Raw genomic sequence first — 20,590 nt, forward strand, 5'->3', positions numbered from 1 at the left:
TTTTTTATTATTTAAAACTATCCGGGAAAACGGTAATATCAATTCCAAGTGCTGCCGGAAGCACATAATAGCAAGTCAAGGTTATTAAAATAATCGATGCAATATTCAAGAAGAATCCTGCTTTTGCCATATCGACAATCCGCATATAACCCGTTCCAAAGACAACTGCGTTCGGTGGTGTAGCAACCGGCAGCATGAACGCACAAGATGCAGATAGTCCCGCCGCAACCATTAACACGAGGGGATGAACATCAACCGCAAGAGCAAGTGCCGCCATAATTGGATACATCATCGTAGCAGTTGCTGTATTTGATGTAACTTCAGTCAGTGCATTAACAAGGGCTGTTACAGCTAGAATAATTAATATAATATGAACGCCTTGCAAACCGATTAACTGTGATCCAATCCATTCTGATAATCCAGACGTTGTGAAGCCTGCTGCAATCGATAGACCACCACCGAAAAGAAGTAGGACACCCCAAGGTAGTTTCACCGCACTCGACCAATCCATAATATGGCTTGCTTTTGTACTCTTCGTCGGAATGAGGAAAAGGACAATAGCAGCAAGAATTGCAATCACCGTATCATCAATATTCGGATTGATTTTTTCTAAAACAAAAGTACGTGTAATCCAGGAAAGCGCTGTCAGAACAAAAACAATGAAAACAGCTTTCTCCTCATATGACGCTTTTCCAAGCTTTTCTTTTTCTTGATCAAATATTGCTTTCCCACCCGGTAAGTCCTTTAACTCGGTAGGGAATGCCATTTTCGTTAAATAGAACCAAGCGAAAAATAATAAAATCCAAGCAAACGGGACCCCAAACAGCATCCAGCCCGCAAAGGAAATTTCATAACCGAACAGTTCACGGAGCGTACCGGCTAAAATAGCATTAGGCGGTGTTCCAATAAGAGTCGCCATTCCGCCAATTGAGGCAGAATAACCAATCCCAAGCATGATTGCTTTACCAAAGGAGAAATTCCCTTTTGACGTATCGACTTTCGGGTTATCTTTCAAGGCATCTTGTACTTGATATGTAATCGCAAGTCCAATCGGAATCATCATCATCGCTGTTGCCGTATTGGAAATCCACATAGAAAGAAAACCGGTTGCTACCATAAATCCTAGCACAATCCGGTCTGGCCTCGTTCCCATAACGGATATGATATTAATCGCGATCCTTCTGTGTAAATCCCATCTTTCCATCGCTAAAGCCAAGACAAACCCACCAAGAAACAAGAAGATTGTATCATTTCCGTAGGCTGACGTCGTGGCTTTCATATCTAAGCCGCCTGCTAGCGGGAATAAGATAATTGGCAGCAAGGATGTCGCCGGAATCGGAATTGCTTCGGTAACCCACCATGTTGCAATCCAAGCAGTACTTGCAAGAATCGCTTGTCCCTCGCTTGATAATCCGTCAAACGTTAAGATGAACTTAAGAAGAATGAATAATAGCGGTCCGAGAATAAGACCTGTTATCTGGGCATTAGTGTACGGCCGCTTTCCGCCATTTCCTTTACCACCGTAGCCACTCTTTGTTACATCTGGTTTCTTTACTTTATTTTTCTCTATTGCGTCTCCCGGCTTTACGAAAAAGCGAAACATGTCCTTCACTTGATCATGTTTTTCCCAAAGCCAACCCCAAGTTGCTGAAATCATGATGCTCCCCCTTTTATATAAAAATATAAGTCTAGTTTAAATGTATTTTTGATAAAAAGCAAGTTGTTGTATATCAGTCGTGAGTAAGTCCTGTGTACGTATCGACGCTTATTTTTATAGATTCCCCCATGATGTATAACAAGTTGGAAATGCTGAAAAATCTGTGTTTGGTAGTATTCTAATCGATTGAAATACAGAGATTAACATAAGCGCGAGGGAAAGAGATTGGTCATAAATGACCGAAGAGAGCAATCCGCTTCATTCGAGTGATTAGACAGCTTAAGTGAAACTTCATTCAGTGGGTTTTCTTACCTCCCCTCTGAATGTTAGTTGAGCAGAATCAGGGATTTACGAACTGTATATCCCCCACGTTTAAATGTTGGGCTTCCCTCCTGTTTAGAGGTGGGGGTATTACAGACCGTTAATACGTGATAAAACCATAAACGCCATTTCTCTTCACCAATGCAGGCGTAAAAAAAGAGCACGAAACTGCATCCATGCTCTTTTCTCCCAATCTGCTATTCTATTTCAACATCTCAAATACTTGCTCCACGTCTTTATCGCCCCGGCCAGAAAGATTCACGATAATCACATCATCCTGCCCTAGCTCTTTCGCAAGCTGAATCGCATGACTTACTGCATGGGAGCTTTCAAGTGCAGGGATGATTCCTTCCGTTTTCGATAACTCTTGAAAAGCTTCCAATGCTTCTTCGCCAGTCACACTCACATACTCCCCGCGACCGGTGGCATGCAGATGACTATGCTCTGGACCGACACCTTGGTAATCGAGCCCAGCTGCAATCGAGTCGGTTGGTAATGCTTCACCATCCTCATCTAATAACGTTAAGGAACGATAACCATGGAATATTGCCGGCTTCCCTTTCGAAATGGAAGCTGCCTCGGCAGGTTCAACACCAATCAGTCGTACAGAGTCTTCATCAATGTAATGAGCGAAAGCACCGATTGCATTACTTCCGCCACCAACACAAGCGACGACAGCTGCAGGGAGTTTCCCTTCCTTCGCCAGAATCTGACGTTTCGATTCTTCGCTGATGACAGATTGGAAGTATTTTACCATCTCGGGGTATGGATACGGGCCTACTGCCGAACCGATTAAATAAAAGGTCGTTTCGTGATTAGCGACAAGATCAGCAAATGCTTCATCCACCGCTTCCTTCAGACGTCCCCACCCTTTATCGACAGCTACGACTTCAGCCCCGAGGAGTTCCATCCGGAATACATTCAAGCGTTGTCTTTCAGTATCTTTTTTACCCATATAAATCGTGCACGGCAGTCCGACCATCGCACAAGCAGTCGCTGTCGCAACACCATGCTGACCTGCTCCAGTTTCCGCTATAATCCGCTCTGCACCGGTTCTCTTCGCTAAAAGAATCTGTCCGAGCACATTATTAATTTTATGGGCCCCTGTATGATTCAAGTCTTCACGCTTCAAATAAATTTTAGCCCCACCGACTTTTTCAGTCAGATTTTTCGCAAGGGTTAGTGGATTCTCACGTCCAACATACTCTTTCAAATAATACCGATATTCCTCAAGAAATTCGGGATTATCCTTATATTTCTCAAAAGCTGCACCAATTTCGTCTAAAATATCCTTCAAATCTTCCGGGACAAAGCTTCCTCCGAAATCACCAAAGTAACCTTTCTCTGCTACATTCTCTTTACTCAACTCTACTCATCTCCTACATGAAATTTCAAGATTCTCTTCATTATAAATAAAAAATGAAATAATTCAAGATTGTATTATAACTTTACTTTTTTCACTTTTTCCTATTACTGCCACGAAAAACCCTTGCACTGCGGGCATACTCCACATCCGCAACTTGCAGGCGAGAATTAACTACACGGGCTGCTGCAAAGAAATAATCAGATAATCGATTCATATACTTTAACGGAATTGGATCTAAATCTTCTTCCCGCTGATAAAGTTTTACAATCTGTCTTTCCGCTCTTCTTGCCACTGTTCTCGCAACGTGTAAATATGCAGCGGCCTCCGTTCCGCCTGGGAGAATAAATCGTTCAAGCTCTGGTGCCTCGTCTATTAAGACATCCATTCTCTCTTCCAAATACGTAATCATATCTTCAGAAAGCTCGTGAGGACGTTCTTTTTTCGATACATTAGAAAGCTCAGTTCCGCAGTCAAATAATTCATGCTGAATTTTTTCCAAATCAGCAATGAGGTCTTTGAACGGTTCTTTATTCTTATTGAGCCCAGCTACCGCAAGACCTACAAAAGAATTCGTTTCATCAATTGATCCGTAAGCTTCCACCCGAATATCATCCTTCGTCGTCATTCCACCTATTAACGCGGTCTTTCCTTTGTCACCAGCCCTTGTATACAGTCTCAAATGAATCGCTCCTTTTTTTGTTTTTATACTCTCAAGCAAACGTTTGATTTACCCCTGCTCAGCTGTTTTTTTCCTCTTTAACGTTTTGGAAATGGCCCTCTTCATTTCTTGATAAACAGCATTTCCTATTAGAGCACCTAACTCCGTCGCGGTTCCAGCATAATCCAATTCCTTCCCTTGTTGGGTTGCGGCAATTAAAATACTGTCTGTAGGAGTTCCTGTTGCGACCGTACCTGTCTTCCGGTCTTGAATAGCGAGGTCTCTTAACACTTGAGCCTTCGCCTCCGTTGCCGTGATCGTTGCCTGAATAAAGGCTTCTTCCGTTAAACTGCCATTTACAAAAACCCATGTATTAATCGTTCCCGGAGCAACTGGACCAACAAGCGGCTTTGCTCGTGAGCTGTCCACCGCATTTCCAACACTCGCTGTCACAACAACTAAGATTGAAAAACCATTACCCTCATAAATACCAAAACTGTAATCTTCCAAGACAATTGCCGTCATCATTCCAACCGTCTGAGCCGGCGGGAAACCTCGCCCTTTTAAATAAGCTCGCATTTCCTTCCGGTGATCATTACAATAATAATTCTCATCGACATGCCGATTGACAAAGTATTTATACCAGCCAATCCCTGCGCCAACGATACCAGAGGATATCGTTTTCAGCGGGAGATCTGAATGGAGTACGATTTGCTCTGTACTAAAAGAAAGGTTTGTTTCATCAATTGACCACAGTTTTTTTCCCTGCCACGTCTTCTTGCTTGGCATTAAATGCAGCTGTGGCTTGGCTATTTTAGAGTGGGCCTGCTTAATGACCTCTGTATCGAACACCGAGTTAATCAGTTCCTCAGAAAGCACTTCATCTGGATTTTCCAACGCTTTTGCTTCGCCCTCATCCATTAAAAGCAGGCGATCACAATAAAGGCTCGCAAGGTTTAAGTCATGCAAAATCGCCACGACTGTGAGGCCCTTTTCTTTTGCACTTTTTCTGAGCAAATCAAGCAATTCTTTTTGATAGGCTAAATCAAGATGGTTAGTTGGTTCGTCCAAAAGAAGAACTTTCGGTTGCTGCACGAGAGCTTGGGCCAGGAATATTCTCTGCTGTTCTCCTCCAGAATGTTCCATCACCGAGGTGTCCGCAAATTCAAGGATGTTCGTTTGCCGCATGACACGCTGAACGATTTCCTCATCTTCTTTTGTCCATGATCGGAACAAGCCGCTATGGTGCGCATAACGACCAAGTGACACCATTTCTTTTACTGTATAAGGAAAAACTTGGGGAGTGAGTTGGGGTAAGACGGCGATTTTCTTAGCTAATTCTTTCTTAGAGTAATCGGCAATGTTTCTCCCCGCTACTTCAATTTTTCCCTGTTGCAGATCGAGCAGTCCACTAATCATATTGATTAAAGTTGTCTTCCCACTGCCATTTGGTCCTAGAATTCCAAAAAACTCTCCTTCATTTACGGAAAAACTAATGTTTTTTACAATCTCTTCACCATCATAGCCACCCGAGGCATTTTTAATTAAAAGCATGGTTCACCTCTCAACTTCTTCTCCGTTGTTTAATTAATATTATCGCAAATACCGGTGCACCTACTAAAGCTGTAATCACTCCGACAGGCAATACTTGAGGTGAGATAATTGTCCGCGATAATAAATCGGTCAATATAAGAAAGCTCGCTCCAATAATCATCGACAACGGCAACAAATGGACATGATCAGAACCCCATAGCTTTCTAGTTAAATGCGGGATAACTAAACCGACAAAGCCAATTGTCCCGGATACGGCAACCGCTGCACCTGTGAGGATGGAACCAGCAATAAGAATAAGCATTTTCCTTTTGCCAACGTCAACGCCTAAATGCTGGGCCCGTTCTTCGCCAAGCGACATCGCATTCAGTTCTTTTGTATTCATTAATAAAATGAGTGAGCCAAGAATAAAGAAAGGGAGAATGATTCCAACATAGCGCCAGCCTCGCATCGATACACTGCCAAGCAGCCAACCGATAATCTGCTGCAACTCATCCCCTGTTAAAGCGATAATTAATGAAATAACCGACCCTAAGAACGCGCTGAAAATGATTCCCGTAAGAATAATCGTTTCTACGCGCATCGTCCGGTCAATTTTTCGTGCAAAGTAAAGCACAATTATAATGGTCGCTAACGCTGTTACAATGCTTAAAAACGGCAAAGTAAACATCCCGATAACCGGTAGTGATATTCCGAAAAACAATGTTGCAACAGCACCAACGGAGGCCCCAGAAGATACTCCAAGAATATATGGTTCCGCGAGCGGATTCCTTAGCAGTCCTTGGAAGGCCGCTCCCGCAATTGCGAGTGAGGCCCCGACAAGTCCTGCCAACAGTACTCGTGGCAAACGAATCTCGTATACAATACTTACATACATTGGATCGACATCAGCACCAACGGGTAAGCGAAAGGCTTCGCTGCCAATCACTTTAACAATATCAAGAATCGGGACGGATACACTGCCAATCGAGATGGCAAAAAGCATCGCTCCAATAAGAAGCGTAAAAGAAATTCCATATTTTGTTACATTACTCTTCATCAAACAGCTCCGGATAAACCGCTTCAGCTAATTCTTTTGCCCCTTCTGTGAGTCTCGGACCGGAACGAGTAATCAAATCAGCATCAATATCATAAACTCTTTCATTCGTAACTGCTTCAACTACATCAAAACCATTTCGCGAAAGAACCTCTTCTTCTGGATTTTCAATATATGCACCGTAGGAAGTGATGATGACATCCGGATTCAGTTCAATGATTTCCTCTGGATCAAGCGCGAGCCATCCTTCATGCTCACCAGCGGCATTTTCAGCATGAATCATTTCCAACAGCTCATGAATAAACGTATGCTGACCTGCTGTATAAATATCCGGTGCAGGGGAATTTTCAAAGAAAACTGTCCGTATATCTTCCTCAGCTATCTCGGATGTAAGCTCACGAATCTCTTCAAATTCTGCTTCCATTTCCGCAATCAGTTCTTCTGCCTCTTCTTTAGAACCGATAACTTGTCCAATGGTTTCAATCGTCTCGTAAGTGCTCGCAATATCCTGCGCATCTTGAACGACGAATACTGGTATACCTGCAGTTTCAAGTTGTTCGAATGCTTCCTGTGCACTGCTCACCCCTAATTCATGGGCGAGGACAATATCCGGGTCAAGGCTAAGGATCAGTTCCACATTCAATTCCATGCCGCCAATTTTTTCAATTTCCTGTACTTCTTCCGGATAATTATCATGATCCGACACACCGACTACCTTATCCCCTTGTCCTAAAGCAAATGTAATTTCCGTATTGCTCGGGATCAATGAAACAATCCGCTCCGGTTCTTCCTCAAGCGTTATTTCATTATCTATTGCATCTGTGAGTGTCAGTGGATAATGATCACCGTTCGTTGACTCTTCTTCAGTTGTTTCATCTTTACCTGTATTTCCAGTTGCATCTTCATTGTCTGTCGCGCCTTGTCCGCAAGCAACTAGCAGACTAAGTAAGAACGCGAGCAGCAAACCCTGCCATAATCTTTTCATTTCCATTCCTCCAATAATAAATTCATTAAAAAAAGCATCCCACACAGTGTGAAGATGCTTCAGTAAATAGGTATACATCCATATAGACCCATCACCTGACTATCCTCGTAGTGCTGGCGTTACAGAATAGGCAGGTCTCCTGGCTCATGCTCATCACTCCGCTGCACCTTCCCATGCATTTAACGCACAGTGGTATTTACAGCTCGTTCGCACATACAGTGGCGGGACCGCGTTGGACTTACACCAACTTCCCTTTTAAGAATTCAACAATCGAATCCACCTATTTCTATTGCATTTCATTTTATCAAATGAATCTATATCATATCGTACACCTTTTTCATGTGAAAGTCATCTTTTTATTCTTGCCCGGGCAAGAAGGCAAATCAATATCTTATTTAACTTTTTCTATCGAGGATATTGAATGAATGGAAGAAGGATTCTACCATTCCTCAGCAAACTGCATTCTGGGTGTTTTCCCATTCGAAGGAGCGGAATGCGATGTAGGGAAAATAAACTGCGGTTGCTTTCCCTTGTGAGGAGATAGAGAGCTGGATTGGGAAAATAAACGGCGATTACTTTCCCTTGAGAGGAGATGGAGCGCTGGATTGGGAAAATAAACGGCAGTTACTTTCCCTTGGGAGGAGGTGGTGCTCTGGGATGGGAAAATAAACGGCGGTTACTTTCCCTTGGGAGGAGATGGAGCGCTGAAATGGGAAAATAAACGGCGGTTACTTTCCCTTGAGAGGAGATGGAACGCTGGGATGGGAAAATAAACGGCAATTACTTTCCCTTGAGATGAGACGGAGCGCTGGATTGGGAAAATAAACGGCAGTTACTTTCCCTTGGGAGGAGATGGAGCGCTGGATTGGGAAAATAAACGGCGATTATTTTCCCTTTAGATGAGATAGAGCGCTGGATTGGGAAAATAAACGGCGATTACTTTCCCTTGGGAAGAGATGGAACGCTGGAATGAGAAAATAAACTCCGATTAGTTTCCCTTGAGATGAGATGGAGCGCTGGAATGGGAAAATAAACGACGATTACTTTCCCTTGAGAATAGATGGAGCGCTGGAATGGGAAAATAAACTCCGATTAGTTTCCCTTAAGATGAGATGGAGCGCTGAATTGGGAAAGTAAACTGCGATTACTTTCCCTTGAAAAGAGATGGAGCACGGAATAGGGAAATTAACAGCGATTAACATTCCTCATAAGCGCGGATATAGCAATAGTAAAATAAACACAAAAAAACTGCTCCCTTGTCCCTTGACAGAAAGCAGTTTTCAATCAATTACTCTAACCCAAGTAAATTTTCAATCACGGAAACCACACGGTCGGCATATTTATTACATGCTTCTTTCGTTTCCGCTTCGACCATCACACGGACAAGTGGCTCGGTTCCGGATGGACGGACGAGCACACGGCCATTTTCACCGAGTTCTTTTTCCACCGCATCAATTTCTTCCAAAATAAGCGGGTTGGTCAATGCTTCATTCTTATCCGTTACTTTAACGTTTTTCAGAACTTGTGGGAATACTTGCATCTCTCCAGCTAATTCCGATAAAGGTTTCCCTGTATCTTTCATAACATTTACAAGCTGTAATGCAGTTAGCATACCGTCACCTGTCGTAATAAAATCGAGGAAAATGATATGACCGGATTGTTCTCCGCCAAGGTTGAATCCGCCCCTACGCATTTCCTCCATAACATAGCGGTCGCCTACATCGGTTTTATCACTATGCATGCCATTCTCTTCAAGCGCTTTATAAAAACCGATATTACTCATGACAGTTGAGACGATTGTATCTTCACGAAGTACGCCTTTTGACTTCATATATTTTCCACAAATATACATGATTTGGTCACCATCAACGATATTACCTTTCTCATCGACTGCAATTAAACGGTCACCATCTCCGTCAAATGCAAGACCAATATCTGCGCCCTTTTCCAATACAAGCTCTCTTACCGCTTCTGGATGAGTGGAACCTACACCGTCGTTAATATTCAAGCCATTCGGTGATGTGCCAATCGTGTAAATGTCTGCCTCGAGGTCCGCAAACAGATGAGTTGCAAGACTGGATGTTGCACCGTGTGCACAGTCGATAGCAATTGCAAGGCCGTCAAAGTCGTTATCAATCGTATCTTTTAAGAAAGAAATATACTTTTGTCCGCCTTCAAAATAAGCATTCACTGTACCGATGTTTGCTCCGACCGGTCGCGGAAGTTCGTCATCCTCATCGATAAGCTTTTCAATCTCTGCCTCCTGCTCATCCGTCAACTTAAAACCATCCGGACCGAAGAATTTAATTCCGTTATCTTCCACCGGATTGTGCGAAGCGGAAATCATAATACCTGCATCAGCACTCATTGATTTCGTTAAATAAGCCACTCCTGGAGTAGAGATGACGCCGAGACGCATGACTTCTGCACCGATAGAAAGTAAGCCTGCGAGCAAAGCTCCTTCAAGCATATGACCTGAGATACGTGTATCTCTTCCGATGATCACTTTCGGATTTTCCCTTTCCTTCGTTAGTACATATCCGCCGATTCGACCTAATTTATAGGCAAGTTCCGGTGTTAAATCTTTATTCGCCACACCTCGGACACCATCGGTCCCAAAATACTTCTTCATTCATACCTCTCCTTTTAATAAACCATCTAAAAGTCACTTACTTAAGTCTATTCGATTTCAACTGTGATTTCCTCAAACTCGGGAGTAACTGTCACATCTTCTACCTCATCCCATTCCACTTCAACTGGCACAAGATGTTCACCCGGTTCAAGCCCTGCCAAATTAACAAAGACGCGGAAATCATCAGGACTCAGCTCTCGAAGGAATGTTTCATTTCCTGTTACGGTAATATCCATTTCGGCTTTACTTGGCTCGACATACGTTACAGCTAGTCCGTCCTCAAGTTCTTCCTCTTCAATCGCCATGGCTTCTAGAACCCGTGCTTCTTCCACTTCAACCGTTACTTCAATTGTTTCCAATTTTCCTGTATATACACCATCCGGGAGATCGAAACCAACATCAATCGTTCCAGATTCCGTAATTTCCGAGAGATCGATTTCTTCCGTTGAGATGGAATCAATTTGTTCAAGAATGTCACTGACTGCAAAAATCTCAACCTCATCCAGATTAGCAGAAATGGACAACAAGGAAAAGTCCTCTGGTAATTCACCGGTTGTTTCAATATCAATTGGAACAACTTTGCTTGGACTCACGAAATCAACAGATATAACAACCGTCTCCCGGTCCAAGCGAACTTGCAGTTCATTTCCTTGCGTATCATACACATTCACCGGTACTTCTCGGTTCGAAATCGAAGTCTCCTGTCCGGCCACATCGACATAAATTTTAACGACACCGATTTGTTCCATAATTCTTCTGGATGTTGTAATTTGGACACTGGACTGATCTAATTCATAGCCCCCGACCTCTACTCCCGGCGGCAATTGATCGGTATTTAAAAATTCCACCGTTATCGGGTATTCCTGACTTGCCCTTTCCTCGATGGATACCTCGATTGTTTTCGGCTCTATATAAACGCTAATATCATCAGAAACCGTATGCTGCAATTCTACCGTATGATTTCCCTCTCCAAGTCCCTGTAGGTCTACGTAGACGGTAAAATTACGATTGAAAATAGCAGGCATAATCGTTGCGGGAGAACCTTCTAATGTCACAGTTGCATATTCCGGAACCCCACTTACGACATAATCATCCGAATTAATATCGATTTCCACTGGAACATCATCAAGTGTTTGGGTTTGTAAATTCCTTCCCGGAATAGAAGATTCAGAGCTGGATGAATTGGATTCTACATTCACGAAAATAAATAAAGTAATGGCAAAGCCAAGCGCTAATACACGAATAAACCATTTACTTTGAAACCAATTATCCATTTTCATTCCCCCTCCGTTTTTTCGTCTTCTCAGAGGTCATTGGAAGCAAGGATAAATGTTCTTTTAATAATTCTGTTAAAGCTTCTTCCGTTAAATCACGATGCAGCTTGCCATTTATCGTGCAAGATATCGCACCTGTTTCCTCTGAAACGACAATAGTAAGGGCATCTGTTACTTCACTGATCCCCATTGCAGCTCTGTGTCTCGTTCCCAGTTCCTTAGAAATGAATGGACTCTCTGACAGCGGTAAATAACAAGCAGCTGCAATAATTTTATCTCTTTTAATAATAACAGCCCCATCATGGAGCGGTGTGTTCGGTGTGAAAATATTTGTCAACAGCTGGTGGGTCAATTCTCCGTCAATCGGAATCCCCGTCTCCGCATATTCGCCAATTCCAGTCTCCTTTTCAATAGAGATGAGCGCGCCAATTCGCCGCTTCGCCATATAAGTTGTGGACTGGACGATTGCCTCAATTTGTATTTCCATATCTTCTCTCGATTTATTACTCCTCGTAAGGAAGCTTCCTCTTCCAAGCTGCTCCAAGGCTCTTCTCAGCTCAGGCTGGAATAAAATAATTATAACTATAATCCCCCATTGGATAAACTGGTTCGAGAAATAACGAACCGTCTGGAGGTTAAATGCAATACTGAGTAGCCAAATTGCCAAGATGACGGCAATTCCTTTAAGTAATTGCACAGCTTTCGTGCCGCGGACTAGCATCATCAGTTTATATAGCACATACCAGATGAGAGCTATGTCTACGGTTATTCTAAGTATCGTTAGCAGGTCGAATCCCCCATCGAGCATGGTCACACGTCCTTTAGTTATGAATTAACAATTGTATAATTAATTTTCAAAAAATACATCTACAATGAATTACATGTTCCTTATTATATCATAAATACCGGGATTCATGTGAACATAATAGCGAAGCAACCACCTTAAGATTTAGAGCCTTTAACAAAGGCGGAAGCGCCCTTGCAGGTTAAAAACGCGATTCGTTCCAACACCTGGGGAGGAGTGTGAAGTTTGGGACTGCGCACTGCTCGTCCCACCAAAAGTTCTGTTAGTTGCTGGGCGCAGATCGGACGTGGCTAGCCCTGGATATCTATGTTATCCATAGCATTTATATTTTATAGCTTCTTATGCAATAAAGAAAAAAGACTAAGGCATAACCCTCCATTTATGGCGTAAATCCATATTAGAATAGTTATTTCTCAGTCTTAATTCACAAATTATGCTATTCAAATGAAAACACTTTTTTAGCAAAGCCTTTAAGTTTGTACAATATCCAGTCGAATGTTTGGTCGACGGATTCGAATTCTCCATTTATTTCACCGACCGAGGCCATTAAACCTCTGTTGTCTAGTGGATCATCATCAATCAGCTTCCCGTTCACCAATGTGACATTCCCATCAACCGTACCATTAATAATTAAATTTCCATTTTTAACGAGTAAGTCACCTTCGACTACTTCGCCTTCAGGAACAATTACTGTATCCCCTTCAATAATTAAATTTTCCTGTTTCGAGACGACGAGTTGATTGTCTTGTTCCCATGTAAAAAAGACGCCGGTAAACATAAGTATAAAGAAAACAGCTGCAGCCGTAAGCATTGGATGCATCTTAAACCAGCGTAAATATTTAACCTGTCTTTTTTCAGTCGGGAGGTTTTTCATAACATTTGCTGTGAAGTTCGCCGGCGCTTCGAAACGTTCGGCACTTTGGATAAGTGTAAGTGTCCGCTTTAACTCGCGGAAATGCTCCTGACAAGCTTCACAGTCTTCCAGATGATATTTTAGTTGTTGCTCTTCTTCCGTCGTTATATCTCCATCCAAATATTTATGCATCAGCCCAATGGTTTCTGCATTACATTTCAATGGGACCACACTCCTTTACACATGACGAAGCCTCTTCCGTAAAGCTTCCCTACCCCGGTGAATCCTTGTTTTCACCGTTCCGATTGGGATATCCAATATTTCACTTATTTCTTTTAAGGAAAACTCTTCTAAATACCTCAGAATAATAATACTGCGGTATTTCGGTGGAAGTTCGGAAATCTTTGTGTGGATATATCTCTGTAGTTCATTATTCTCCACTTCTTCCACTAGAGAAGCACCTTCACTTTGAAGCTGGGAATACATATCCAACCCGTCCGTTCCTTTAACCTCTGCGTCCAAAAAATAATCTGGTTTCCGTTTGCGGAGTCTGTCGATTGATAAATTCGTGGCGATTCGATACAGCCAACTTGAGAATTTTCGTTTCTCGTCAAAGGAATGAATGTTTACGTATGCCCGTATGAAAGCTTCTTGCGCAATATCCTCTGCCTCATGTGCATTACCAAGCATCCGGTAGCAATGCTGGTATATTTTATTTTGGTAAAATGAGACCAAATCTTCGTAGGCAGACTGATCCCCTTTTTTTACTAATATTATTTTCTCCCTAATTATTTGTTCCATACTTTACCTCCGCCTATAATGCGGTATTATGATTACGAACGAGCAACTCAAAAGGTTTCATTTTTTTCCGCTTTTTTATTTTTTATCTGCACAAACTATAGCTTATCAATTTATCTTATATTTTCATAGGTTTTTCCTTGCTATTACTTGGGTATTTTCTTATTATAGTATACTAGATAGGAGGAAGCTTTTGTGAGTAAATCAATGTTGTTGGAAAAAATTGAAGCATGCCGGCAGGAATTAATTGTCCTTAGTTACCATCACGAACTTACTTCACAGGCTGTTATAGAATCTAGTATGAAATTGGACACACTCATTAATAAATATCAAAACTATGATAATTACTATGAATTAGCCTCCAGATAAACAATCAAATAAATTCGAGTGTTGACGGTCAACTCCGCAACCACATTAAATATTATCGGTATTTGATTTTTAAAAGAAAGAGTATACGAATTTCAACTAGTAAGACCAACTAAGTAAGAAAAAGACATAAATCTCACCACACAAGAGATTTATGTCTTTTTTATATTTTTTTTAGACTCAATCACTGTTGCCCCTTCAGGGTGTGAGGTGATGGAAAGCGGCTTAATCCCAGCCTTTTCCCAGGACGAGAATAATTGTTCAGCCTGACGCTTACTCGGCATAAAAGCAATGCCGCAATCTCCACCGCCAGCTCCGGAAGGTTTACCTGCTCCACCTAACCCATCCGCTAGGTCGCATAACGTTCCGAGCAACGCTGTTTCAATCGATACATCCGCATTGTTTCCAACAGTAGCGAGGGCCTTCCTATTTGCTTTTACCCCGCTAAAAAGAAGTTCCTGATTCTCTTCTTCCATTCCTGTAAGCAAAGTATGTACTGCTCGTTCGCTTTTCGCTAAGAATTCTTTAAAAGCTTGCGGATTGTCATCCTGCAGTTTCAATATTCGCCCGACAAGTTTAGTCGTTGATGCCGGATTCCCTGTCCAGCCAACACAAAAAGAAACAGATGTCGGCAAAGTTAAACGCTTGATCGATAGATAAATCCAATCCGCTTCCAGTAATTCATGGATGGAAGCAGCACTTTTAGAAGCATCGAGCAGCCATTCCGCTTGGAAAGAGGAATACTGTAAAATCCCACCATAAACAGAGGCAGCTACATCTGCACCCGAACCACTGCCTTGAATGTTAACATGGGCTAAGGCAGCTAATTTAAAAATGACATCCTTATCCAGCTCTTCTTTTGTAAAACGGGCCATAATTGCTGTAACAACCGCTGTAACAACCGCTGCACTGGACCCGAGACCATATTTCACCCCTGATGCATCATCAAGCTCACTGCGAACAGCCAAGTTGAAATGATCCATCTCTACACCCGCTTCTGCAAGATACGTACAAGTCACTTCCATCGCTTCTTTTACGAAAGAAAGACGATCGTCCGCAGATTGAATGGTAACTTTTCCATCCTTATAACCCCACGATAAATCTTCCAACTGATAATCTTCCAACGTAAGTGTTCTCTGTTCGGCATCCTCTATCGTTGCATAAACAAATCGATCTACAGCCGTGACCGCAAGATGGTGATGGGGAATTAGAACCGCAAATTCACCGGCAACCATCAATTTACCTGGTACTTTTATCGTCAATTTATTCGTCGACAACTTATTCCACTCCTAAAGATAGCTTACTCCTGGACCTGGTTTACTGAGAATGACATCAGTTACACCAGGGACTTCCCGAAGCATCCGTTCAACCTCTACCTCATGTTCTGGTAAATAAAGCACCTTCACATTTGGACCGGCATCGATTGTAAAATATGCTGGTATTCCTTGTTCCCGCATTTCCTGTACTTGTCGCATCACGCGAATTGTAGAATCCAGCCAATATGTAAATGGTGGTTTCGCACCTAATGAAGTAGCATGCATCTTCAAGCAGTTCGCTTCCGCAATTTCTCCTACTTGGATGAAATTTTTTTCCTGAATTGCCTCTTTAATTCCTGTGAGGTCTTCCGGTATGCTCTTCAACCAGCCTTCATAGAATGGCGAAGTTTCAACCGTCCGGCGCATTCCTGCTCGGCTCGAGATTTTTTTCATTTCCGAAGTTAGTACGACACCCGCCATCCGGATATCCCAATGATTCTCATCTGCAATAGGAACAGCATAAGAATCAGAACCATCTTCCTTCTCCCCCATTTGCCACTCCGCAAAACCACCGTAGATTGAACGGCTGGAAGAACCTGAACCACGCCTTGTTAAGCGTGACAATTCTTTATCATCCAGGTCTAGCCCGATTGCCTTGGAGGCGGCTGCAGCAAGCGCCGCAAAGCCTGACGCAGATGACGCAAATCCAGCTGCAGTAGGTACCTGATTGTCTGATGCAACATGTGCGTAAACTTCCTTGCCCGCCATTTTCCGAACTAATTCAAGAAAAGCGGTTACCCGTTTATATGCTTCACCTTGTTCAGGTATCCCATTCAACTCGAAACTATCTGCTTTGAGATCTTCTTGAAAGTCTACAGTAGTCGTTGTGTAAAACCCGTCCAATGTTAGGGAAAGACTGTTGTTTGTGGGTAAAATCAGTTCTTCATTCCGCTTTCCCCAATACTTAATTAAGGCAATATTTGTATGTGCTTTAGCTGTAGCTTTCATAATAATCCCCTTTACCTAAATAATTTCATATACAAATGAAAGTAACCAAATAGCAGCACGTAAGGCTTGATATCTGGTTACTTTCTAAAAGGTTAACCATTTTTCTTCAGTACAAATGGCCAAACGGAATGCGCGCCGAACTGTTTTAATTTATCAGCTAATTGCTTACAATGTACTTCATTTTGAGCTAAGGCAATAATACAGCCGCCATTTCCGCCACCCGTAAGCTTGGCCCCGAGCGCTCCTTCTTGTCTGGCAAAACGAATTAAACGGTTCAATACTGCATCACTTACACCTAAATATTCAAGTTCTTTCTGCGCTTCATTCAACATAGACCCGAGGAAGTGCTTACTCGCTTTCTCAAGTGCATCCTTCGCTTCATGGGTCAACTGGCCAATACGGTCCAATTTACGCTGAATTGTACGCGGGGCTTTCTTTAGCAAATCCGTTACCGATTGAACGGATGATTTCGTATCCGCATCTTGTCCCGAATCAGCAACAAGGAAATACAAATCTTCTTTCACGGCAATCCTTTCAATCGGATGATTTTTCTCAAACCAAATTGGTGTATTTGCCGTAATCGTTAATGTATCAATGCCACTTGGCGAACCATGTGCATAAGTCTCTGCGATATCCGCAAGCTTCAATAATTCTTCATGCGTACATTCGCGCTCTGCATAATTGAACAGCGAACGAATAACAGAAACGGCCACCGAGGCACTAGATCCCAAACCTTTTCCAGGTGGGACGGATGAATTGATACGGATAACAAGATTCTCACATGGAATTTCTAGGTATTCCAACGTATCCGTGATACAGTCGGCAATACCCCGTAATGATTTTGGTGTCATATGGATTGGTCCGTAGTAGAAACTGCTGTCGAGTATTGCCGGGCCAGGCACATACTCAATCATCGTTTCGACACCAATCAGTGGAAATGGAATAGCGATTGCAGGTTGTCCGTGTACAACTGCATGTTCGCCGATTAAGATGAATTTACTATGAGCTATACCAATAGCTGTTTTTGCTGAAGTTGAAACTTTTTCTGCACTCATCGTTTATATTTTTCCACCAATTCTTTCGCTTTTCCAACACGGATATCGTTATTTTTAATTAATTCTTGTGCTATAATATCAACCATCTCCCCTGCAGCACCTGCTGCCATCGCAACAGAGCGAGAATGTAAGGTCATATGCCCTTTCTGAATACCCTCTGTCGCAAGTGCCTTTAGCGCACCCAGATTCTGGGCGAGACCAACCGCTACAATTACCTCAGCCAATTCTTTAGCACTATTAACTTCCAATAATTTAAGAGCAAGTTTCGCCATTGGATGTACACGGGTTGCCCCGCCGACAATTCCAATTGACATTGGGAGCTCGAGCTCACCAACTAGGTTTCCTTGTTCATCCTTATACCAGGTTGTCATGGAAGTATATTGTCCATCCTTAACTGCATACGCGTGAGCGCCGGCTTCTACTGCTCGCCAATCATTTCCAGTAGCAATTACAATAGGATCAATTCCGTTCATAATCCCTTTATTATGTGTAACCGCCCGGTAAGGGTCAGATGCAGCAAATTCATACGCATGAATGACACCATCCCGCACTGCCTCCCCTGAGAAATCTCCCGTTCCCAGTAAATGAGGAGGAATGATACAACGAGCCCTTGCCAAACTCCGATCCGCTAAGTTAGATAAAATCCGTAAGTAAACTTTACCTTGCGTAATTTCCTCTACTAATGGTGCAATTGATTCTGCCATTGTATTAACTAAATTTGCGCCCATTGCATCAACCGTGTTGACATAGAGGTGGACAATCAGCATTTTCCCAAACTTGGAATCCGCTGCTTCATTTAAAATACGGACGTCTAAATCTTCCGCACCACCGCCGCGGGTTACAATGCTCGGAAAAGCATCATTGGCAGCATCAATCAATATTTGTTTATTTTCTAGAACAGCTTCTTTTGCTTCTGTATAATCAGAGCAACCAACTACCTGAATCTGTCCAATCATTACGCGTTCTGTAGATTCCGTAACAAACCCGCCCGCATCACGAACAATTTTCGCAATGTGACTGGCAGATGCTACAACAGAGGCTTCTTCAATTGCCATCGGTATGGTATATTCTTTTCCATTTATTAAAAAGTTCAACCCTAGGCCTAGAGGCAGCTGAAAAGTCCCCACAACATTTTCAATCATATTATCTGCCGTATCTTCGGCTAATGGAGCAACTGATTCAAATACAGCAAGGTCTTCTTCTGTAAATGGATGCATTTCCGTGATCAATGCTTTTCTCTCTTCTATTGTTTTTTTATAGAAACCAGGAATTCTGGACGATTTCATACCTGATCATCCTTTAATATTATAATAATGAATGGTTTTTATTAGTTAAAAACATTAATTCTTCCTAACGATTATAACATGATAGCATGTCTTTTTTGTAGGAACAGCTACTTATTTTTACAAAAAACCTTCACCTTGCTAATTTCTCTATCTATTATGTTGAAAAAAGGCTTATATTGCAAATAAAACAAGGCTCCCAAAACGTGAGCCTTGTTTTATTTGCAGAGGTTGATTCATTTAATTACATACGTGAGATTGATGAGCCATACAGGATTCGAACCTGTGACCCTCTGATTAAAAGTCAGATGCTCTACCGACTGAGCTAATGGCTCATGTTGTAAGTTTAGTGCTGGTTTTATTATATGAGCTTAGAGTTTGAAAGCTCGTCGTGTCGCAAGATTATTCGGCGATGCGTACACTCCTCGCAGGCCGCCTCAGAGAAGTACATTCATGGATGTTATTCGCGGCGTGCTCTACCGACTGAGCTAATGGCTCGTGTTGTAAGTTTGGTACTGGTTTTATTATATGAGCTTGAAGTTTGAAAGCTCGTCGTGTTGCAAGATTATTCGGCGATGCGTACACTCCTCGCAGGCCGCCTCAGAGAAGTACATTCATGGATGTTATTCGCGGCGTGCTCTACCGACTGAGCTAATGGCTCGTGTTGTAAGTTTGGTGCTGGTTTTATTATGTAAGCTAGATGCTTGACTAGCGATATTAAAAATAAAAATGGCTGGGCTACTAGGATTCGAACCTAGGAATGACGGGACCAAAACCCGTTGCCTTACCGCTTGGCTATAGCCCAACAATTAATGGTGGAGGGGGGCAGATTCGAACTGCCGAACCCTGAGGGAGCGGATTTACAGTCCGCCGCGTTTAGCCACTTCGCTACCCCTCCATATTATTCTTCATATTTTTTGTCTTATACCATATGATTTAAATAAATGGTGCCGGCCAGAGGACTTGAACCCCCAACCTACTGATTACAAGTCAGTTGCTCTACCAATTGAGCTAGGCCGGCTTGATATGATTTAGTACTGGTTTTATTGTATGAGCTAGATGTTTGAAAGCTCGTCGTGTTGCAAGTTTATTCGGTGATGTGTACACTCCTCGCAGGCCGCCTCGAGGAAGATCATTCAAGGATGTTATTCGCGGCGTGCTCTACCAATTGAGCTAGACCGGCTTAATTATAATTTAGTACTGGTTTTATTGTGTGAGCTAGATGTTTGAAAGCTCGTCGTGTTGCAAGATTATTCGGTGATGCGTACACTCCTCGCAGGCCGCTTCGGGGAAGCAATAGCAGAGAAGCAGTGAGCGGCGTGCTCTACCAATTGAGCTAGACCGGCATAATATTATGGTGTACTGGTTTTATTGTATGAGCTAGATGTTTGAAAGCTCGTCGTGTTGAATGATTATTCGGTGATGTGTACACTCCTCGCAGGCCGCCTCGAGGAAGATCATTCAAGGATGTTATTCGCGGCGTGCTCTACGAATGAGCTAGGCCGGTAAAAAAGAAAAAAGCTTTACGAATGTAAGCTGTTTTTAAGATGTAAATGGTGACCCGTACGGGATTCGAACCCGTGTTACCGCCGTGAAAGGGCGGTGTCTTAACCGCTTGACCAACGGGCCAATAAGATTTGGCAAAGATCAGATTTTCAAACTGACGAATTTTATTATAGCTAGTAT

16 protein-coding genes, 5 tRNA genes and 1 riboswitch are annotated in these 20,590 nt (G+C 42.6%); of the genes, 1 reads left to right on the forward strand and 20 read right to left on the reverse strand.

Annotated features, from left to right (window positions below; genetic code table 11):
• Positions 1-7: 7 nt before the first annotated feature.
• The 11 genes from SPD53_RS16075 to sigW all read right to left on the reverse strand — a co-directional run bounded on the left by SPD53_RS16075 (position 8) and on the right by sigW (position 13,939).
• Entirely contained in the window at positions 8-1,657 is a 1,650-nt protein-coding gene (locus SPD53_RS16075) for an SLC13 family permease (RefSeq protein WP_336253165.1), read from the reverse strand.
• 523 nt (positions 1,658-2,180) lie between these two features.
• Positions 2,181-3,344, reverse strand: coding sequence for a tryptophan synthase subunit beta (trpB, locus tag SPD53_RS16080; RefSeq protein ID WP_336253166.1), 1,164 nt, complete (start codon positions 3,342-3,344; stop codon positions 2,181-2,183).
• A 91-nt stretch (positions 3,345-3,435) separates the two neighbouring features.
• Positions 3,436-4,023 carry a cob(I)yrinic acid a,c-diamide adenosyltransferase gene (locus SPD53_RS16085; RefSeq protein WP_336253167.1) on the reverse strand — a complete coding sequence of 196 codons (588 nt, stop codon included), beginning with the start codon at positions 4,021-4,023 and terminating at the stop codon, positions 3,436-3,438.
• Between the two features lie 48 nt (positions 4,024-4,071).
• The gene (locus SPD53_RS16090) at positions 4,072-5,556 is read right to left on the reverse strand and encodes an adenosylcobinamide amidohydrolase (protein WP_336253168.1); all 1,485 of its coding nucleotides are present in this window, start codon (positions 5,554-5,556) and stop codon (positions 4,072-4,074) included.
• 10 nt (positions 5,557-5,566) lie between these two features.
• Positions 5,567-6,592 carry a FecCD family ABC transporter permease gene (locus tag SPD53_RS16095; RefSeq protein ID WP_156856563.1) on the reverse strand — a complete coding sequence of 342 codons (1,026 nt, stop codon included), beginning with the start codon at positions 6,590-6,592 and terminating at the stop codon, positions 5,567-5,569.
• Positions 6,582-7,574: an ABC transporter substrate-binding protein gene (locus SPD53_RS16100; protein ID WP_336253169.1), complete on the reverse strand. Its 993-nt coding sequence runs from the start codon at positions 7,572-7,574 to the stop codon at positions 6,582-6,584. The genes SPD53_RS16095 and SPD53_RS16100 overlap by 11 nt, the downstream gene beginning before the upstream one ends.
• A 112-nt stretch (positions 7,575-7,686) precedes the next feature.
• Positions 7,687-7,873: riboswitch (cobalamin riboswitch) on the reverse strand.
• Positions 7,874-8,862: 989 nt separating this feature from the next.
• Positions 8,863-10,206 carry a phosphoglucosamine mutase gene (gene glmM / locus SPD53_RS16105; RefSeq protein WP_156856566.1) on the reverse strand — a complete coding sequence of 448 codons (1,344 nt, stop codon included), beginning with the start codon at positions 10,204-10,206 and terminating at the stop codon, positions 8,863-8,865.
• A 47-nt stretch (positions 10,207-10,253) separates the two neighbouring features.
• Positions 10,254-11,480, reverse strand: a complete 1,227-nt coding sequence (locus SPD53_RS16110; protein ID WP_336253170.1) for a CdaR family protein — start codon at positions 11,478-11,480, stop codon at positions 10,254-10,256.
• Entirely contained in the window at positions 11,473-12,288 is an 816-nt protein-coding gene (cdaA, locus tag SPD53_RS16115) for a diadenylate cyclase CdaA (RefSeq protein WP_336253171.1), read from the reverse strand. The genes SPD53_RS16110 and cdaA overlap by 8 nt, the downstream gene beginning before the upstream one ends.
• Before the next feature lie 433 nt (positions 12,289-12,721).
• Positions 12,722-13,360, reverse strand: coding sequence for an anti-sigma-W factor RsiW (gene rsiW / locus SPD53_RS16120; protein ID WP_156856569.1), 639 nt, complete (start codon positions 13,358-13,360; stop codon positions 12,722-12,724).
• A gap of 15 nt (positions 13,361-13,375) precedes the next feature.
• On the reverse strand, positions 13,376-13,939 hold the full coding sequence (gene sigW, locus SPD53_RS16125; protein WP_156856570.1) for an RNA polymerase sigma factor SigW: 564 nt from the start codon (positions 13,937-13,939) through the stop codon (positions 13,376-13,378).
• Between the two features lie 192 nt (positions 13,940-14,131).
• Here sigW and SPD53_RS16130 point away from each other — a divergent pair, with 192 nt between their 5' ends.
• Positions 14,132-14,305: an aspartyl-phosphate phosphatase Spo0E family protein gene (locus tag SPD53_RS16130; protein WP_232334402.1), complete on the forward strand. Its 174-nt coding sequence runs from the start codon at positions 14,132-14,134 to the stop codon at positions 14,303-14,305.
• 149 nt (positions 14,306-14,454) lie between these two features.
• On the opposite strand, the gene SPD53_RS16135 is transcribed toward SPD53_RS16130, so the two are convergent.
• The 9 genes from SPD53_RS16135 to SPD53_RS16175 all read right to left on the reverse strand — a co-directional run bounded on the left by SPD53_RS16135 (position 14,455) and on the right by SPD53_RS16175 (position 20,533).
• Positions 14,455-15,579, reverse strand: a complete 1,125-nt coding sequence (locus tag SPD53_RS16135; protein WP_156856571.1) for a phosphomevalonate kinase — start codon at positions 15,577-15,579, stop codon at positions 14,455-14,457.
• 12 nt (positions 15,580-15,591) lie between these two features.
• Positions 15,592-16,566: a diphosphomevalonate decarboxylase gene (gene mvaD / locus SPD53_RS16140; protein ID WP_336253172.1), complete on the reverse strand. Its 975-nt coding sequence runs from the start codon at positions 16,564-16,566 to the stop codon at positions 15,592-15,594.
• A gap of 92 nt (positions 16,567-16,658) precedes the next feature.
• Positions 16,659-17,621 carry a mevalonate kinase gene (mvk, locus tag SPD53_RS16145; RefSeq protein ID WP_156856573.1) on the reverse strand — a complete coding sequence of 321 codons (963 nt, stop codon included), beginning with the start codon at positions 17,619-17,621 and terminating at the stop codon, positions 16,659-16,661.
• On the reverse strand, positions 17,618-18,907 hold the full coding sequence (locus SPD53_RS16150; protein ID WP_336253173.1) for a hydroxymethylglutaryl-CoA reductase, degradative: 1,290 nt from the start codon (positions 18,905-18,907) through the stop codon (positions 17,618-17,620). The genes mvk and SPD53_RS16150 overlap by 4 nt, the downstream gene beginning before the upstream one ends.
• 259 nt (positions 18,908-19,166) lie before the next feature.
• Positions 19,167-19,239: transfer RNA gene (locus SPD53_RS16155), tRNA-Lys, on the reverse strand.
• 395 nt (positions 19,240-19,634) lie between these two features.
• A tRNA-Gln gene (locus SPD53_RS16160) sits at positions 19,635-19,709 on the reverse strand.
• Between the two features lie 8 nt (positions 19,710-19,717).
• Positions 19,718-19,802 (reverse strand) — tRNA-Tyr (locus SPD53_RS16165).
• 47 nt (positions 19,803-19,849) lie between these two features.
• Positions 19,850-19,925, reverse strand: a tRNA-Thr gene (locus SPD53_RS16170).
• A 533-nt stretch (positions 19,926-20,458) separates the two neighbouring features.
• Positions 20,459-20,533 (reverse strand) — tRNA-Glu (locus SPD53_RS16175).
• Between the last annotated feature and the right edge of the window lie 57 nt (positions 20,534-20,590).

This window comes from Oceanobacillus sp. MO10714A, assembly GCF_037072045.1.
Classification (GTDB): Bacteria; Bacillota; Bacilli; order Bacillales; family Amphibacillaceae; genus Oceanobacillus; species Oceanobacillus indicireducens.

What these genes read in the sequence shown, in the direction of transcription:
- sigW (WP_156856570.1), bottom strand. Translation starts at nt 13,939, where the DNA reads ATGGAACAAATAATTAGGGAGAAAATAATATTAGTAAAAAAAGGGGAT.
- SPD53_RS16095 (WP_156856563.1), bottom strand. Translation starts at nt 6,592, where the DNA reads ATGAAGAGTAATGTAACAAAATATGGAATTTCTTTTACGCTTCTTATT.
- glmM (WP_156856566.1), bottom strand. Translation starts at nt 10,206, where the DNA reads ATGAAGAAGTATTTTGGGACCGATGGTGTCCGAGGTGTGGCGAATAAA.
- SPD53_RS16090 (WP_336253168.1), bottom strand. Translation starts at nt 5,556, where the DNA reads ATGCTTTTAATTAAAAATGCCTCGGGTGGCTATGATGGTGAAGAGATT.
- SPD53_RS16075 (WP_336253165.1), bottom strand. Translation starts at nt 1,657, where the DNA reads ATGATTTCAGCAACTTGGGGTTGGCTTTGGGAAAAACATGATCAAGTG.
- SPD53_RS16150 (WP_336253173.1), bottom strand. Translation starts at nt 18,907, where the DNA reads ATGAAATCGTCCAGAATTCCTGGTTTCTATAAAAAAACAATAGAAGAG.
- mvaD (WP_336253172.1), bottom strand. Translation starts at nt 16,566, where the DNA reads ATGAAAGCTACAGCTAAAGCACATACAAATATTGCCTTAATTAAGTAT.
- cdaA (WP_336253171.1), bottom strand. Translation starts at nt 12,288, where the DNA reads ATGCTCGATGGGGGATTCGACCTGCTAACGATACTTAGAATAACCGTA.
- SPD53_RS16110 (WP_336253170.1), bottom strand. Translation starts at nt 11,480, where the DNA reads ATGGATAATTGGTTTCAAAGTAAATGGTTTATTCGTGTATTAGCGCTT.
- SPD53_RS16100 (WP_336253169.1), bottom strand. Translation starts at nt 7,574, where the DNA reads ATGAAAAGATTATGGCAGGGTTTGCTGCTCGCGTTCTTACTTAGTCTG.
- mvk (WP_156856573.1), bottom strand. Translation starts at nt 17,621, where the DNA reads ATGAGTGCAGAAAAAGTTTCAACTTCAGCAAAAACAGCTATTGGTATA.